This window comes from Shewanella sp. 10N.7, from assembly GCF_020806285.1.
Classification (GTDB): Bacteria; Pseudomonadota; Gammaproteobacteria; order Enterobacterales; family Shewanellaceae; genus Shewanella; species Shewanella electrodiphila.
Genome location: NZ_JAJGZS010000012.1, coordinates 56,654 through 73,335, shown reverse-complemented (window position 1 = coordinate 73,335; position 16,682 = coordinate 56,654). Strand labels below are relative to the sequence as shown.

The 16,682-nt window shown below is 39.9% G+C and carries 18 protein-coding genes; 2 read left to right on the top strand and 16 right to left on the bottom strand.

Annotated features, from left to right (window positions below):
• Nucleotides 1–54 precede the first annotated feature (54 nt).
• The 4 genes from LMH66_RS09575 to LMH66_RS09560 form a co-directional block, all read right to left on the bottom strand.
• Nucleotides 55–2,052, bottom strand: a complete 1,998-nt coding sequence (locus LMH66_RS09575) for a PKD domain-containing protein (protein WP_229369587.1) — start codon at nucleotides 2,050–2,052, stop codon at nucleotides 55–57.
• Between the two features lie 180 nt (nucleotides 2,053–2,232).
• Nucleotides 2,233–2,610 carry a DUF2069 domain-containing protein gene (locus tag LMH66_RS09570; protein ID WP_102526274.1) on the bottom strand — a complete coding sequence of 126 codons (378 nt, stop codon included), beginning with the start codon at nucleotides 2,608–2,610 and terminating at the stop codon, nucleotides 2,233–2,235.
• Between the two features lie 8 nt (nucleotides 2,611–2,618).
• Entirely contained in the window at nucleotides 2,619–2,969 is a 351-nt protein-coding gene (gene arsC, locus LMH66_RS09565; protein WP_102526231.1) for an arsenate reductase (glutaredoxin), read from the bottom strand.
• Nucleotides 2,970–3,076: 107 nt separating this feature from the next.
• Nucleotides 3,077–4,546, bottom strand: coding sequence for a M48 family metalloprotease (locus LMH66_RS09560; protein WP_229369585.1), 1,470 nt, complete (start codon nucleotides 4,544–4,546; stop codon nucleotides 3,077–3,079).
• A gap of 128 nt (nucleotides 4,547–4,674) precedes the next feature.
• Here LMH66_RS09560 and LMH66_RS09555 point away from each other — a divergent pair, with 128 nt between their 5' ends.
• The gene (locus tag LMH66_RS09555) at nucleotides 4,675–4,902 is read left to right on the top strand and encodes a sulfurtransferase TusA family protein (protein ID WP_102526229.1); all 228 of its coding nucleotides are present in this window, start codon (nucleotides 4,675–4,677) and stop codon (nucleotides 4,900–4,902) included.
• Nucleotides 4,903–4,977: 75 nt separating this feature from the next.
• Entirely contained in the window at nucleotides 4,978–6,072 is a 1,095-nt protein-coding gene (locus LMH66_RS09550) for an AI-2E family transporter (protein WP_229369583.1), read from the top strand.
• A gap of 120 nt (nucleotides 6,073–6,192) precedes the next feature.
• On the opposite strand, the gene LMH66_RS09545 is transcribed toward LMH66_RS09550, so the two are convergent.
• The 12 genes from LMH66_RS09545 to LMH66_RS09490 form a co-directional block, all read right to left on the bottom strand.
• The gene (locus tag LMH66_RS09545; protein WP_229369580.1) at nucleotides 6,193–6,399 is read right to left on the bottom strand and encodes a DUF2897 family protein; all 207 of its coding nucleotides are present in this window, start codon (nucleotides 6,397–6,399) and stop codon (nucleotides 6,193–6,195) included.
• A 27-nt stretch (nucleotides 6,400–6,426) separates the two neighbouring features.
• Complete coding sequence (gene kdsB / locus LMH66_RS09540; protein ID WP_229369577.1) at nucleotides 6,427–7,164, bottom strand: 8-amino-3,8-dideoxy-manno-octulosonate cytidylyltransferase KdsB; 738 nt, start codon at nucleotides 7,162–7,164, stop codon at nucleotides 6,427–6,429.
• A gap of 75 nt (nucleotides 7,165–7,239) precedes the next feature.
• Nucleotides 7,240–8,310, bottom strand: a complete 1,071-nt coding sequence (gene kdnB, locus LMH66_RS09535; RefSeq protein ID WP_229369575.1) for a 3-deoxy-alpha-D-manno-octulosonate 8-oxidase KdnB — start codon at nucleotides 8,308–8,310, stop codon at nucleotides 7,240–7,242.
• Between the two features lie 84 nt (nucleotides 8,311–8,394).
• Entirely contained in the window at nucleotides 8,395–9,579 is a 1,185-nt protein-coding gene (gene kdnA / locus LMH66_RS09530) for an 8-amino-3,8-dideoxy-alpha-D-manno-octulosonate transaminase KdnA (RefSeq protein WP_102526223.1), read from the bottom strand.
• A 289-nt stretch (nucleotides 9,580–9,868) separates the two neighbouring features.
• Nucleotides 9,869–10,498, bottom strand: a complete 630-nt coding sequence (gene can, locus LMH66_RS09525; protein WP_229369572.1) for a carbonate dehydratase — start codon at nucleotides 10,496–10,498, stop codon at nucleotides 9,869–9,871.
• A 149-nt stretch (nucleotides 10,499–10,647) separates the two neighbouring features.
• On the bottom strand, nucleotides 10,648–11,457 hold the full coding sequence (locus LMH66_RS09520) for an alpha/beta fold hydrolase (RefSeq protein ID WP_229369569.1): 810 nt from the start codon (nucleotides 11,455–11,457) through the stop codon (nucleotides 10,648–10,650).
• A 156-nt stretch (nucleotides 11,458–11,613) separates the two neighbouring features.
• Entirely contained in the window at nucleotides 11,614–12,348 is a 735-nt protein-coding gene (locus tag LMH66_RS09515; protein WP_229369567.1) for a M15 family metallopeptidase, read from the bottom strand.
• Nucleotides 12,339–13,472, bottom strand: coding sequence for a succinyl-diaminopimelate desuccinylase (gene dapE / locus LMH66_RS09510; RefSeq protein ID WP_229369565.1), 1,134 nt, complete (start codon nucleotides 13,470–13,472; stop codon nucleotides 12,339–12,341). Before dapE ends, LMH66_RS09515 begins: the two co-directional genes overlap by 10 nt.
• Complete coding sequence (locus LMH66_RS09505; protein ID WP_102526219.1) at nucleotides 13,472–13,822, bottom strand: arsenate reductase; 351 nt, start codon at nucleotides 13,820–13,822, stop codon at nucleotides 13,472–13,474. The genes dapE and LMH66_RS09505 overlap by 1 nt, the downstream gene beginning before the upstream one ends.
• A gap of 183 nt (nucleotides 13,823–14,005) precedes the next feature.
• Complete coding sequence (crr, locus tag LMH66_RS09500; protein ID WP_102526218.1) at nucleotides 14,006–14,515, bottom strand: PTS glucose transporter subunit IIA; 510 nt, start codon at nucleotides 14,513–14,515, stop codon at nucleotides 14,006–14,008.
• A 100-nt stretch (nucleotides 14,516–14,615) separates the two neighbouring features.
• The gene (gene ptsP, locus LMH66_RS09495) at nucleotides 14,616–16,310 is read right to left on the bottom strand and encodes a phosphoenolpyruvate--protein phosphotransferase (RefSeq protein WP_229369563.1); all 1,695 of its coding nucleotides are present in this window, start codon (nucleotides 16,308–16,310) and stop codon (nucleotides 14,616–14,618) included.
• 11 nt (nucleotides 16,311–16,321) lie between these two features.
• The gene (locus LMH66_RS09490) at nucleotides 16,322–16,579 is read right to left on the bottom strand and encodes an HPr family phosphocarrier protein (RefSeq protein WP_102526216.1); all 258 of its coding nucleotides are present in this window, start codon (nucleotides 16,577–16,579) and stop codon (nucleotides 16,322–16,324) included.
• Nucleotides 16,580–16,682 lie beyond the last annotated feature (103 nt).

The window sequence follows — 16,682 nt, the reverse complement described above, 5'->3', positions numbered from 1 at the left end:
ATTTTTCTTTACCGCATAAAACTAGGCTGGGCGATTATGTTTTAGCGTTTATCTTTAGCGCTTGGGAATAGGCATATCTCTGTGCTCTCTGCCAATTTGAACAGGACGTCTTTGTGCGTTGTTGTCAGTGGTACTTAAGCTACTAATTTTTGATAGTGACTGACTACTAGGGCTTATCCCAAGGTTATCATCCCAATCTTGCCCTGCTGTCATATTAATAGGTTCCGGTAAATTGTTGAGTAAGGTTTTACCGTCTTCTTCTGGCATAATTTGGTCAATCACAAACGCAGCTCTATCTAATAACTCAGGTGAACCAATTCTGCCACGCTGTCCCCAGTCGACAATTAACTTAGTAGGGTCTGTAACTGCAACATCCCTTTGTATTTGATAGCGATGGCTCATAAATGATTCTTCAAATAACATAGCTGCGTCTTCGCGAGTAGAAGAATAAGCATAATAGTCATTGGCATGATCAGTTAAGAAAAAACTGGTCACATCATTTGGAAGGTAAGCTTTTTGTGTATTGTTTGCTGTTTCTCCTTGAAAACTCACACCAGCTAAACCATACATTTCACTGCTAGTCAGCGGGTCAACATTTTGTAGTTGATCCGATATGAGGGCGTTGTTGTCCGTACGGCGATAAAAGTCATCAATTAATGTAGGGCCAGTTAACGTGCTATGAATCGAGCGCGGGAAAAAGTCATTCGCATGAGCCAGCTCGTGATAAAGCAAACTGGCTAAACTTGGGGTGATGTCTGTTAATGTACGAGTTTGTCTTACTGCTCGGTCGATACGACCATAGGCATAATCATTATCTTTCACGTATCGCCATGGCATGATGAACTGTAAATCATTACCGAAGTCACTGCGATAATCTGGCGCTTCATTGATGCTGTCTCGCTGCTCTGGCGTGAACCACAAGTATTCAGGATCGAGATAAATAGCCCCTGTAGCGACCCAATAAAAAGACGGTCTCACATCATAGCTAATGACAACAGCGGTGACAGATTGCAGTAGCTTAATAAAGTCGCTATTGGGATCAGATTGCTTTAGGAAGGTTTCAAAATTCTCTCCCATCCAGTCATGAGATACCACAACACGCTCCATCACAGATTCAATATTCTCTGAATTGGAGACTTGGCCAATTAATGGTAAATCAGCAATATCACAAGTTTGGTTAAGTTGGTTTGAATATACGCAATCTGAAGCATTAGCAGAATAAACAGAAGCAGAATTATAGGAATAGGTTCGTGCAACGGGTTGATCAAAGTAAGGTGATGTGATTGCAGATTCATTGGTGACTAACACAAACACTTCATCGGAAAGTGTTTCACCAGCAAACTGGCCAGTGGCCTTTAAACCGATGACACTGTCTGAACTCACTGACGGGGCGGTAAATAAGGGGCGTTCAGGATCGGTTAAATCTAATTCAACGGCTTGGTTAGAAAAGTAACACCACTCTATCTCATCAACAGTTTGCTCATTGATACGAGCTACCCTGAGGCTGACCCCATTACCTTGGACAACTTGGTGGTCACTGTTGATATTTAATTGGTTAATTGCACTGCCTGCTGTAATTGAGACAGTTTCGCTGAGGTCTATTTGTGGACCTGACACATTAGCAGTAAAACTGTAGTTGCCAGAACTCGGAATAATAAATGATAAAACAGGACTATTTTCTGAACTCAGCGAGACGTCAGGGCCTGATGTTTGTTGCCATTGATAGGTAAGACCAGCTGAATCGCGATTGTTAATATTTGCAATTACTGTGGCAGATTGCCCCGCAGAATAACTTTGCTCAATATTGAAGTTTAAATCAGACGTTGTGTCGACTATTGTCAGGCCAGAACTAGTGTCACAAGTATTAATTGGTAAAGCATTATCTGGTGTAGTTTGACCATCACTGGACGAGTCACTTGAGCTGCCGCCACAGGCACTTAACATTACAGTTGCAATCACTAAACTGCTCATTGCAAATTTTTTTGTGGCCCCTTGATAAGGTTTTTGAATCGCGGCCTCAGCTGAAATACGCTTGTTAAACAAAGTCTTCATACACAATCTCCGTTGCTTAGCACTATACTCAATCAAATGACTGACATTTCACTATAACATGTGAATACTTGTACAAAAAGAATGAATTAACGACTCGTTAACAGCAATGTGGTAATGATTTTACACCAGATAAAATGAAAAAAGCGCCATCAGGCGCTTTTTAGTGCTGTATTAATGAGACTAATCTGTTTTAGATTTCTTTTTTAAACCTAAGCCCAGTTCTCTACCGCGCATACGTGCGTAATATGGAAATCCTATTAACAAGGCACTGATTAATACTGATTCTATTAATGCAAAATAAAGGGCGTCTTCAGTGATATACACTAAGGTTAAGCCATGTAATAAATATAAACACAGAATAAAACTGGCCCAAGCATAGGTGTAAGGATTACCCGTTAATATGCCTTTGATAGGTAATAATAATGGGACGATCCACAGTAGACTAAATGCCATTGAGTATTCGCCGGTAAAGCCTTGTTGGATAAACCATCCAGAAAGCAACATGAGTAATGCTACATAACCTACTCGGCATAACTGAAACAAAGTGTGTGTTGTCATTTTAGGGCTCATAAAATCGCTAAGACGTTTTCTGGAGGACGACCGATAGCCGCTTTGTTGTTAGCTAGCGCAATGGGTCTTTCAATTAGCTTTGGCGTAGTAATCATCGCTTGGACTAACTGAGCATCTGTTAATGACTCGTCTGCTAAGTTCTGTTCTTTGTATTCTGTTTCTTTAGTGCGCATTAGCTCTCGTGGCGAGATAGCTAATAAGCTTAAAATCTGGTTAATGTCTTCAGCAGTAGGCACCGTCTTCAAGTATTCAACAATGGTCACCTTTGCATGGTTTTCTTCGAGTAATGCCAGTGTTTGACGGCTTTTTGAGCAGCGAGGGTTATGGTAAAGCGTTACGTTTGTCATAGGATCACTTCTTGTCTTTATTTTGGCGACAGTTTATCAAACTTTGAATCAGATCGTTAGCCACATCAAGGGGATGTGGCTAATTTGAGATTGAATAAGCTGAGCTGTTATTTTAATGCGTCTAAAGACCGCTTAGCTTGTCTAAATTGACGTATACGCGCTTCAATTCTGGCAATTTGTAACGTTTGGCCTTCTGAGTGACGGTAAGCATAATTGAGTTGATCAATTGCACCATCATAATTTGCTGCAAGTGCCATAGCTTCTGCATTACTGTAATGCTCAAGCGCTTTATTACCCAGTTTACGGTAAGCTTGAGTCATAATTTGATAAGGTAATACGTTCTGTTTATCTAAGAAAATTAAATCTTCTAATAACGGAATGGCATTGCGCGGCTGGTCTGCTTCAACATAGATATTGGCTAAGTTAGCCGCAATGACTAATGACGTTGGTTTTAATCGATGATGATGCTTTAACAGCTCGATAGCCGCATCGTAATCGTCTTTTTGCGCCAGTAAATCTGTTTTAGTATCGATAAAAAACAGATTGTTTGGGTCGCCTGCTAATAACTCATCAATAATCTTTTCAGATTCTTCAAACTTCTTGATTCTGAATAAAGCTAAAGCTTTGCCGTACAATGCAGCACTTTTAAAGGTATAGCTTTTTTTGTTTAGTTGTTTGTCAAACAAAGAAATCGCAGCCTGATCGCTATAACTTGAAAATCTAATTTGAATACGGGCTTTAGCTAACTGGTAATTAAGTTGATCAGGTATATAACGATTAGGATATTGTGTGGCGCGGTTTCTTGCATCAGTAATACGCGACTCAGGTAATGGGTGAGTCAGTAGCATTTGTGGCGGTGTAGTAGTAAAACGGTATCGAATGGCTAATTTTTGGAAAAAGTCAGATGCACCATTTGGATCAAACCCTGCATCAGCTAGGATTTGCATACCAATTCTATCTGCTTCACGTTCATGTAAACGGGTGAAGTTGATTCTCGCTTGGGTTGACAAAGCTTGAGTCGTTGCAAGTGCAGCCATACCGGCTTGTGGCGCGGCAATGGTCAACAAAATAGCACCTAGCATACCAACGATAGTTGCTGTTGAACTCTTATCTTGTGCTTCTAGTGAGCGCGCTAAATGTCGTTGAGTAACGTGAGTAATTTCGTGGGCAAGCACTGATGCGAGTTCACTTTCAGTATCAGCGTGCAGAAATAACCCTGTATGAACACCGACATGGCCACCGAAGAAGGCAAATGCGTTAATTTCATCATTTCTTAATAGAAAGAAATAGAAGGGGGTTTTAACTCCTGTGGCATGAGCTACCAATTTGTTACCTAGTTCAGATAAGTATTGATTCAATACAGGGTCGCTTATAACCGGTGCAGATGAACGAATGACCCGCATGTAAGCATCGCCATACACCATTTCTTTTTCAAGACTAAAAGTGTTAACAGCAGCCGTACCGAGGTCTGGAAGGTCATTATTCGCGAAGCTTTTAGCAACACCAGCCGTGAGTAATAAACTAACCGCTGTGGTTACGACGCCTTTAGAAAACTGAGAAAACGATAATTTGCGCAAATGAAACCTTTATTATAATTATTTCAATAGGGTGGCGAGCAAAGTTAAAGCAACACTATAACGGTATCGCTTGTGGTTTATTGTCCTTGCTAGGATAATAGCCATAGAATGTGTAAAGCAAGTTCATAATGAAATTTATTGATTTAACTGCTCATCAATGTCCCTATCCCTTGGTGCAAACTAAATTAGCATTAAAAAAGATGCAACCAGGTGAAACGTTGGCAATTAGTATCTCTGACTCCGGTTCACGTCGAGATGTTCCGCTATTTTTAAAAAAATTTGGTTATCAAGTTCAAATAACTGAGGATAATGACAATTCAATGTCATTGGCCATCACAAAGCTTAACAATATATAAGTATAATTATATCTATCTACTGAGGTAGAATCCGATAATAACAACCACAACTGTGATTTCTTTTTAGGTAACACAATGCTCTCATTTTTAAGCGATTGGTATAAAGCCAGATTCAGTGATCCCCACGCGATTACATTATTGTTTATTTTACTTGGGATTGGATTATTACTGTATTTTGCTGGCGGTTTGTTAGCGCCTTTATTAGTGGCGTTAGTTTTAGCGTTTTTACTAGAATGGCCTGTAGCGCAAATCGCGCGTTTTGGTATTAACCGAACTTTAGGCGCATCGTTAATATTAGTCTTGTTTATTGGTCTGATGGTCTTAGTTGCTTTTGGACTCGTTCCCAGCCTTTGGCGACAGGGGATTGCTTTAGCGACAGATTTACCGCAAATGATTGATACAGGTATGCAATCGCTAGTATCTTTTAGTGAAAACTATCCGCAATACATTAGTATCGAACAAATTGATGCAATGGTTGTTGAACTTAAAAAACTGGTCGACACTCAGCATCTTTTAGATATCGGTAAGCAATTATTAGGCTTTTCTGCATCATTACTCGTGTTAATGGTTTACGTGATTTTAGTGCCTTTATTGGTGTTCTTTTTCTTAAAGGATAAAGAGCAATTGATTAAGAGCAGTAAACGTTTCTTTCCTAATAACCGCGACTTAGCAAGAAAAGTGTGGTTTGAAATGGACCAGCAAATCTTCAATTATATTCGTGGCAAAGTCATTGAAATTGTCATTGTAGGTACAGTCAGCTACATCTTTTTTGCATTAATGGGATTAAGGTACTCTGCGCTACTTGGCGTGCTAACAGGGCTTTCAGTACTTATTCCTTATGTAGGTGCAACATTGGCGACTTTACCTATTGCGCTGGTGGCCTTTGTGCAATGGGGAGTCAGCCCTGAGTTTGGCTATGTGATGATTGGTTATGGTGTCATTCAGGCATTAGACGGCAACGTGTTGGTGCCAATTCTATTTTCTGATGCTGTAGATTTACATCCAGTGTTAATCATTGCCGCAGTACTGGTATTTGGTGGCCTGTGGGGCGTATGGGGAGTCTTTTTTGCAATCCCACTGGCGTCATTAGTCAAAGCTGTGATTAACGCTTGGCCTGATAGTCACTCCCCCTTTGTAGCTAAGTCAGATGAGTCTGCAGAATCTAAATAATAATATTGAATAATCTTATTAAATAAATGTAGAGTTTTGATTTACTGCAAAAACCCATACGAGATAAAACTAAAAAAAAGAGACTCAATTGAGTCTCTTTTTTATTGCAAATATTATGATTTACTTATCTTTTAAATCACTGTTACCTGGTGATTTCTCTGTGGTATGTTTATCGCTGGTAGCGTTATTTTTATCGTCAGGTTTTTTAGGATCGCCAAATTGAGGCATTTTAAATTTAGCGCTGTATTTTAATACCGCTAAATTACTGGCAATGATGCCAACAACTAAGATAATAATAATCCATACTTCTATACCTGATAAATCCATGCCTACCTCAATAAATTACCAACAAGTTTAATCAACAGCTAAACGTTGCTCACATTTGCGAATATCTTCAGGTGTATCAACTTCTGGTGAATCAAAAGCACTGATAGCAACTTTAATTTTATGACCGTATTCTAATGCACGCAGCTGTTCTAACTTTTCTAAATCTTCTAAACGGCCCAAAGGTAACTTAGCAAAAGCATTAACGAAACGACGAGTATAAGCATAAACACCAAGGTGTTTATAAACTGGGAAGTCATCCGTATCACGACCGAATGGAATACACGAGCGTGAAAAATATAATGCATTAAACTCATTATCGAAAACCATCTTAACGTGCAGAGGATCGTCACGTTCTTGCTTATCAATGATTTCAAAGCCTAAAGTTGCCATTTCAAACTCACCTGGGTGACGCTCAAAAAGACTGATAATTTGTTCAATTGAAATAGGGTCAATAAGTGGCTGATCACCTTGAAGGTTTATCACCAAATCATCATCTGCTAAACCAAGTTGGCTAATCGCATCGTTTATTCGATCGGTACCAGAGGCCGCGTCAGGGCTCGTCATGACAACTTGACCACCAAATGACTCTACCGCTTCTTTAATTCGGTCATCATCTGTAGCAACATAAATATTATCTAATCCTTTAGCTAATGAAGCACGTTCGAAAACGTGTTGGATCATTGGCTTACCATTAATAGGTGCTAGGGGTTTGCCAGGAAAGCGGCTAGAACCATATCTAGCAGGGATTAAAAGAGTAACTTTCATCAATAAACCTACTTATCTTAAAACGATAAACAAAAGGGCTCTAAAGAGCCCTTAAAGATAGCTTTTAGGGCTAAATTATATGCGGCGGAATAACTTAGTTAGCATTTCATCGGTAACTTTTTCTTCCCAGCCCGCGCCGTAAACATTGTCCCATAATGGGCCCATACTCTTAGTTACAGCAACCATCTTAGCGATAGTTTCATCTGGTAAATCTTTACAGATGTTTTTTGGCAACGTGATGTTATGAACTTCCATCATTTTACGGAATTCTTTAACGCCTTCAGGGTAAAACTCTTCAAGTACGTCAAATGCCAAACAGTTGCCGATACCGTGATGGTAACCCAGCACGTAACCTAAGCCATATGATACAGCGTGACAGGCACCCACTTGGCTGTAAGCGATACTCATGCCGCCCATGTATGATGCCATCATTAGCTTGTCATCTTTTTCTTCGTGATTATCAACGAAGACTTCACGACATAAATCCATAGACTTTTCAGCGAATGCTTTAGCAAATTCGTTTAGGTATGTACCTTCTAATGATTCAACACAGTGGATGTAACAATCCATACCTGTATAGAACCACTGGTCAGTCGGTACGCCAGCAATGAGCTCTGAATCCATGATAATTTGGTCAAATACAGTGTAATCTGAATTCAAACCAAGCTTACGAACAGGACCACAAAGTACAGCGGTGCGAGACGCTTCAGCACCTGTACCTGAAACTGTAGGGATACCAATATGGTGTACCGCTGGGTTCTTAATCAGATCCCAACCTTGATATTCAGCACTGCCACCTTCATTAGTCAGCATTAGCGATACCGCTTTAGCTAAATCAAGGGTAGAACCACCACCAAGACCGATTACACTTACAGGAAGTTTAGTATTAAATGCTTGAACTTGTTCAGTTAGGGCATCAACTTGCTTCGTTGTAGGTTCATCATCAACGTTGACGTAGATTAATAAATCATGTGCTTTAGCAGGTACACGACCAGCTAAAGGCTTATTTTGGTGTACGTCATCAACTAGAAATACGACGAAGTCATTTTCAACTTGGCGTTCTTCAGCTAGTACGTCATCTAATTGTGCAAATGATCCGCGACCAAAAATCATTTTTGGTACACATTTGAAATTTTTGAAACTCATTACAACTTCTCCGTTGAGATTAGTACTGTAAAAAGTACTATCGCGCCAATGTGATAAATGGCGCGATAGAAATAATCGGGTTAATTAAGCAAAAGCACGTTTGATGTTTTCAATACGCTGCGCTATTTCTTCTTCTGTCCAAGACAGTTTGATTAACATTGAAATAGTGCGGCTCATGATGGCATCAGACTTAGGTGTTTCAACCTTAGTGTAATCTGGACGATCTTGAATTAATGTGATCGGCAATGCAGCAGGAGACTTAAGCTCTTGGATATGCTTCCAGTTATTCAGGTAATGCCAGTTATTAACATACCAGTAGAAGCATCCATCAACACCGTTTTCAGCTAACTTCTTATTGATTTCAACTGTGCGCTCTTCTGTTGGCATCAAGAAAGTAAGGAAGCCTGCAGAATCACCCTCTGGATCAGGGATTTCACGGAAAGTTACTTCTGGAATATCTGCCATAGCATCTTTGATCAGCTTTTTATTGGTACGCTGAATATCAATGATTTTGTCTAGCTTACGTAATTGAGCAAGACCCATTGCTGAGTTCATTTCAGAAATACGGAAGTTTAGCCCCATAATAGGGTGGCCTTCAGCGCCGCGGTCATTACCTACATGGTCATGGCCGTGATCTGAGAACATATGCGCGTGGTTATAAATGGTTTCGTTGTTAGTCATGATCGCGCCGCCTTCACCACAAGTGATGGTTTTAACAGAATCAAATGAGTAACAACCAACGTCACCAATGGTACCTAGTGCTTGACCTTTATAGCTGCCACCAATAGCTTGGCAAGCATCTTCTAAGATCACTAAGTTGTGCTTTTTACATACCGCTAAAATTTCATCCATTTTAGCCATAGAACCACACATGTGAACAAGATTAATTGCTTTAGTACGTGGAGTAATTGCAGCTTCAATGCCTTCTGGAGATAGACAAAGTGTTTCATCAATCTCAGCAAAAATTGGCACAGCGCCGGCCATAAATACGGCTTCTACAGACGCAACAAAGGTAAACGGAGGAACGATAACTTCATCACCAGCACCGATACCAGCTGCAGCCATAGCCGTTTGTAATGCGGCGGTGCCACTAGAAACAAGATGTGCATGCTTAGCATTCATCTTTTCGCAAAGAAGGGCTTCCATCTCACGAGTCTTCCAACGATCATTACGCATGTGATCGAAGTTATAACGAAAGGTAAAACCATTTTCCATCACATCAGCGACTTCTTGCTTTTCCTCTGGACCAAATAATTCAAAACCTGGCATGGAAATTATCTCCTAAAAAATGCAGTGCGCGAGGTCGCGCTAAATAAACCCGAAGATTATAACTGGGTTAGGGCGTTAATTGCATTAACTATATGACCTTTCGCTGTGATTGTATGGTCGTTACAGTGCTTTATATTCATTAATCGCTAATTTTTATGTAAAGCAGACTAAACAAAGCGCTATAACTGTTTCTATATATGAGATAAAAACAACAAAACCCACATATAAGGTGGGCTTTGTTATTTGCTTATTTCAGCATGAACGGCTTATTAATTTTAGTTAATAAGCATTATTCTTCTGTATTATTGGCATTATTATTTGCATGTTCGCTGAAGACTGTTACGTCTAGATCGGTTAATAAGCCGTTGTTAATACCGTAAATCCAACCGTGAATTGCAACCTCTTGGCCTCTGTCCCATGCATCTTGCACGATAGAGGTGCTAGTAACATTAGCCACTTGCTCCATGACATTCAGCTCACATAAGCGATCAAACCTCTGTTGTTCATCAAGTTGCTCTAAATCTGAACGGTGGATGCGGTAAATATCTTTTAAATGGCCAAGCCAGTTATCAATAAGACCGAATCGCTCTTTGGTCATCGACGCTTTGACACCACCGCAACCATAGTGGCCAACTACCATAATGTGTTTTACTTTTAATACTTCAACAGCATATTGGATGACCGACAAACAATTTAAATCAGTATGGATAACCATATTGGCAATGTTGCGATGAACAAACACTTCTCCTGGCATTAAATCAATTATCTGATTAGATGGTACGCGGCTGTCAGAGCAACCAATCCACAAATATTCAGGATTCTGTTGTTCTGCCAGTTGCTTGAAGAAATCAGGGTCTTCTTCGTTTATACGCTCAGCCCAGCGGCGATTGTTATCAAAAAGAGGCTTAAGTAATTTCATTTATTGTTATAGACCCAAATAAAAGTGAAAGATGTAGAGTGTATTTTGAACAGTTATTTAGCTGATGTTCATCATTTTCAAGAGTATATCAGCAAATTTGATTATGCTGGTCTATCCATTTAATTTATAAAATTGAAATCATTTCACCCTTAACGGAGAAATAATTCCAAGGTTTGATTCACTTTTTCTGCTTGTTCAATATTTGAAAAGTGACCGCTATTAGCAATTTGAAGTAAGCGACTTCCTGTAATGCAGTCTTGCATTAAATAAGCTTCTAGCATTGTGCGTAATTGGTTTTGCTCTCCAATCATAATCAAACAAGGCAGTGAGAATTGTTCTACTAATTCAAGGGTGTCACGCTTATAGAAAGCCAGCGGACTGAATAAGGCGAGTTGCTCTATTTGTGTGGGCGACAAATGAATTAACTTGCTAATGAAAGCTGATTTAGCCGTTGATGTTTGTGAATTAACAAAGAACATATCAGCAATGGTGTTTGCTAGTTGCTCATGACATTGCTTCTGTTCACTGATTTGATCTACCCATGCTTGGTATTTTGCACAATTCACTTGCGGTTCAAAGCCAATAAAACTATTCGCCATGACTAGTTTTGATATCTGAGCAGGCTTTGCAAGTACCATTTCAGCAGCAATCGCGCTACCCGTTCCATTACCAATCACACAACATTGATGCACATTTAAATAATCAAGTAATGATAAACAATGGTCAGCGATTGTAATAAGAGAGGTTGTACCCGTTGGCATTGAATCTGACTGTCCATGGCTCCACAAATCAACACTAATACAGCGATAGTTTTCAGAAAGTTGAGCGATCTGTGGTTGCCACATCGTGTTGTCAGCTAAAAAACCATGTACAAAAAAGAGAACAGGTCCTTGTCCTACATCAGTGAAATGAAGACGTTGATTGTCGATGCTAAAGCTGTTTGATTTTGGTTGAGTCATGGAGGTCTCTAAAACATTAAAATTAAAAAATCGTAAAACTGATTGAGTCAAAGCGCTTATGATAAATAACCGTTATTACTTTGAATGCGAGTCTACTATCTATTACAGATTAGGTTTCTCTAGAAGGTTATTTGAGTACTTGTTACTTGTTACTTGTTACTTGTTACTTGATTTGGGCGCGCTTGCGACATAAAAAACATAATGCTCGACTAATTTGTCGAGTTGTTTAAGTAGGGCTGATTGTAAAGTGATTTCAGCCTGTGACAAGAGAAGTCTTAATGATTCGGCTCGATATTGTGATAAAAACAACGAAGACTCAGGATAGTAACTGATATGCCAAGCTTCAGGGCTAACACCACTTTGGTCAGGCTGATAAGGTAAGTAGAAACCGAAGCGGGCAGCGTTATCAACTAACCACTGGGCTAATAAGGCGCATGGACCATTGTCTATGTACTCTGCAGTGACTAACTGTAGCTCTGCTTTACTGATGTTATTGGCATCAAATACATCGATATCAGTTCCCCAATGATGCCGTGATGCACCTGGAAGAGCAGACCAACATAATATTGCATCCACTAATTGCTCATCGGTTAAATTGGCAAAATGTACAGGGTTATTATTGATATCAAGTAACGGGCGTTTCCCTTGTGCCTTGCTATTCCAAATGGCCATTTGACGTTCAAAGTTACGATAAGCAGAACAAATTTGAATATTAATACCGTCACTTTGCGCTTGTTGCTGCATTTTTTTAAACGCAGTAGCAGTCGCTGAGGTCAGTAAAAACTGTTCAAATTGAACAAGGTGTGTCTCATCCAACCCATAAAGGGCTGGATGAGCTATTTCGGTCAGTTGAGCCTTAGATAATTGCTCTATTTGACGAGCTACTCGCAAAGCAGTTTTTCCAATATAGATTCATAGCATAAGGCTAGAATTTCTAAATCAGAGATTTTCACACATTCATTTATTTTATGAATAGTGGCATTGACTGGGCCAAGCTCAATCACTTGTGCACCGGTTGGCGCGATAAAACGTCCATCAGATGTGCCACCTGAAGTTTGCGGGTCAGTTTCATATCCGGTGACATCTAAAATAGCGGCTTTAGTCGCCTCTAATAAAGGCCCATCTCCAGTTAGAAACGGCAAGCCATTAAACACCCAATCAATATCATAATCTAAACCATGGTCATCAAGAATATTAAGGACGCGTTTTATTAGCTCATCTGCAGTCACTTCAGTTGAATATCTGAAGTTAAACATCACCTGCAAATCACCAGGGATTACATTTGATGCGCCAGTACCGCCATTGATGTTAGCGATTTGAAAGCTGGTTGGTGGAAAAAACTCGTTACCATTATCCCAATGCATTTGAGCAAGCTCAGCTAAAGCAGGAGAGGCTTTGTGGATAGGGTTATCAGCTAAGTGTGGATAGGCAACATGGCCTTGGATCCCTTTAACCGTTAAATTCCCTGTTAAACTACCACGTCGGCCATTTTTAACCACATCACCCAGTTTATGAGTTGATGAAGGCTCACCGACTAATGACCAAGTGATTTTTTCATTACGGGCCTCGAGCGTGTCAATGACTCGCGTTGTACCATTAATAAATGGTCCTTCTTCATCACTGGTGATAAGAAATGCAATTGAGCCTTTATGGTCTGGATGCTTAGCTACAAAGCGTTCAGTGGCAACGACCATCGCCGCTAAAGAACCTTTCATATCAGCGGCACCGCGACCATGAATATAATCATCTATGACGGTAGGTTCAAATGGCGGAGTATGCCACTTGCTTAAATCGCCCGTTGGCACAACATCGGTGTGGCCAGCAAAACAAAATACTGGGCTTTCAGTGCCGCGTCTTGCCCACATATTAGTGGTGTCATCAAACACCATTGATTCAATGTTAAACCCTGCGGTTGCCAGTCTGTCAGCCATCAGTTTTTGACAGCCCTCATCAAGTGGAGTGACTGATGGACGAGAGAGTAAATCTTTTGTGAGTGCTAATACTTCTTGTGTCATTACTTAAACCACGCTTGGTAATCGGCAGCTTTAAAGCCAATAAGAATTTGATTGTCTTGAACAAGCACAGGACGTTTGATTAATGTTGGAAACTCCACCATTAATTGCAGTGCTTTTTCTTTGGTAATATCAGCTTTTTGATCATCGGTTAGATTTCTAAAACTGGTGCTGCGTTTGTTAAATAGCAATTCCCAGTCTGCAAGTTCAAACCATTGATTAATGATGTCAGCGTTGATTCCTTGTTCACGAAAATCATGAAATGTGAAAGCTTGCTCATCAGCTTCTAACCATTTACGTGCTTTTCGAACGGTATCGCAGTTTTTAATGCCATAAATAACGCTATTACTCATTTTGGTCTTATTTCCTTGGATCTTGTTATTGTGATTTAACCAACTCTGTTTTAATCATTACTTGTTTACAGTTGACTTAAATCCCATTGAAAATTGTAAGGTTTTGCTAAATCTTTTACGCTTATTTTATAAAGCTTTTTACTTATATTGGTTACTTATATTTGTTACATAACTCTTTGTTAGTTAAAGCTCTACAGTAAAGATGACATCTTTACCTGCAGTGACTTGTCCTTGTGCTTTTACTAGGTATTGCACATCTTCCATATTGGCCAGTACTACAGGGGTCAACAAACTCTCAACTTGATCGGTTAAGTAGTCTAAGTCAAATTGCAAAATTGGATCGCCCACTTTGACTTGCTGTCCTTCTTCGGCCAAACGTTTAAAACCGTTACCACGAAGTTCAACCGTACCCACACCAAAATGAACAAACAGCTCTAGCCCTTGATGAGACTCAATACTGAATGCATGATTGGTTTCAAATATTTTTCCTATGGTGCCATCAATTGGCGCTAAAATCAGCTTGCCTGTTGGGTTGATAGCTAATCCATCACCGACAATCTTTTCTGCGAAAACAACGTCGGGGACTTGTTCAATTTCTACTAGGTCGCCAGAAACAGGAGCATAAATTTCGATACCGCCAGTTAAAGCGGGTTGTCCTGAAATAAGTCGGCGTATACGGCTTAAAAATCCCATGAGATATAGCCTCTTTTTATAATGTTTTTATGGTTTTATTCTAGTGTTGTCTGATTTTTTTATAAACAATAAATATTGAAAAATACTAAATAAAGTCAAATTAACTGAATAACTGGTTTAATTGTTCTATGTGGCTAAAGCCTAAAGCTTGCTGTGCTTGTCGGTAAAATTGCTGATATTGGCCATTACAGATAGTGGCCTTAACGTCTAACAAGCTTGCGGTGTTAACACTTAGCTCATCAATTCCTAGACCGACCAATAAGCTAATTAGTTTCGTATCACTGGCTAATTCCCCACACAAACACACTTTGATTTGATGAATTTTACAGGTATCAACGGCCATCTTTATCAAGCGGATCATTGCAGGAGAGACAGGAGGGTAATCTTTTACAAGTTCAGGATTTCCCCTGTCAGCGGCTAAGGTATATTGAGTTAAGTCATTGCTACCAATACTAATAAAGTCTAACTTAGGTAAAAGGTGAGGTAAGTTAAGTACCGCTGCTGGTGTTTCAACCATGATACCAACATTGAGCTCTCCAAAGCCTTTTTCTTCTTCTACAAGTTGTTGCTTACACCAATCAATGAGTTCAAAAGCTTGTTCTAGCTCTTCTATTTGGTTCACCATTGGAAATAATAAACGGATTCGACCATGGTTTGCGGCGCGCAGTACAGCTTTAATTTGTGTGGTAAATAACGTTTGATGTTGAAGGCTGTAGCGGATCCCACGAACGCCCAATGCTGGGTTATCTTCATATTGCTGACTCAAGCAAGGAATTTCTTTATCTGCGCCGATATCAAACGTACGAATAGTGAGGACTTTTCCATTGAGGCTATGTAATGCATCACAATATTGTTGATATTGTTGTTTTTCATTGGGAACAGAATCAACTTGCATCAATAGAAACTCAGTTCTGAACAGTCCAATACCCGCAGCGCCGCTGTGCTCAATTTGGGTAATGTCATTCATGCTACTGACATTGGCAAGTAAACAAACAGGGTGTCCATCACGGGTAACACTGGGTTTATCGACGTATTGCAATAATGCGTCACGTCGTTTTGATTCCTGCTCTGATTTCTGCTGTAGAAGCTGCTGAGTATCAGGCGCTGGATTGATATGCAGCTCACCACTAATCGCATCGAGAATTAACGGGCTACCATCTAGAATGTCATGAGTATTGAACTGGCAACTGAGTAAAGCAGGTATGCCTGCCGCTTTGGCTAAAATGGCAGTGTGACTGGTTAATCCACCCGTTTGAAGCACGATACCTTTAATTTTATTTAACGGAATGGTAGCAAATTCAGCAGGTGTAATGTCTTCAGCCAGTAAAATACTGTTGTCGGTAAGCTTTGATACATCCCATTGCAAGGTGCCGTTAACGGCTGACATTAGTCGCTTGCCTAAACAAAGCACGTCATTGCTTCGATTAGCCATGTAAGGATCGTCGAGTTGGGCTAACTCTTCAGCATGCTGTGCAAAAATTCGTTCAACTGAAACGACTGCAGAAAATCTAAAACGGGTAATATAATTTTTGAGCTGCTCAGCTAAATCATCATCTTCGAGCAGCATGATATCAGCATCAATTAAATGAAAATGCTCACTATCGGGTTCTATCTGTGTTTGGCAATGGCTCAAATGACTGGTTAGAAAGCGAATGGCTTTCGTGGCTTTTTCACACTCTTTAGCAATGTCGGCAACAGGAAGTAAACGGTAATCTACCGTTTGGTTATGCAGGTTAATATGAACTGCTTGACCGAATGCAATTCCGGGGGAAACAACAATACCTGTTACTGCCATAAGCCTTCCTGTTAGCTAAGTGTGATGAGTAATTCAGAGACAGTTTCTACTGCTTTTTCAGCCTGTTCTCCGTCAGCAAATACCTTAACAGATTGACCTTGATATAACCCTAATGTTTGTAATTTAAACAAACTTTTGGCACTTGCTTGTTTACCATTACATTCGACAATGACGTCGCAGTCAAAGTTTTTTGCGGCTTTGACTAATAAAGCTGCTGGGCGGGTGTGGATTCCGTGGGGTGCAATAATGGTAACGGTTTTTTCGTACATCTAAGCTAACTCGTTCATAAATAATAGTCAGAATAATACCGTAAACCATGGATTGCTAACAGTGAGTTTATGTTATTACTGAGCTTTGGTAGTTAAATATGAT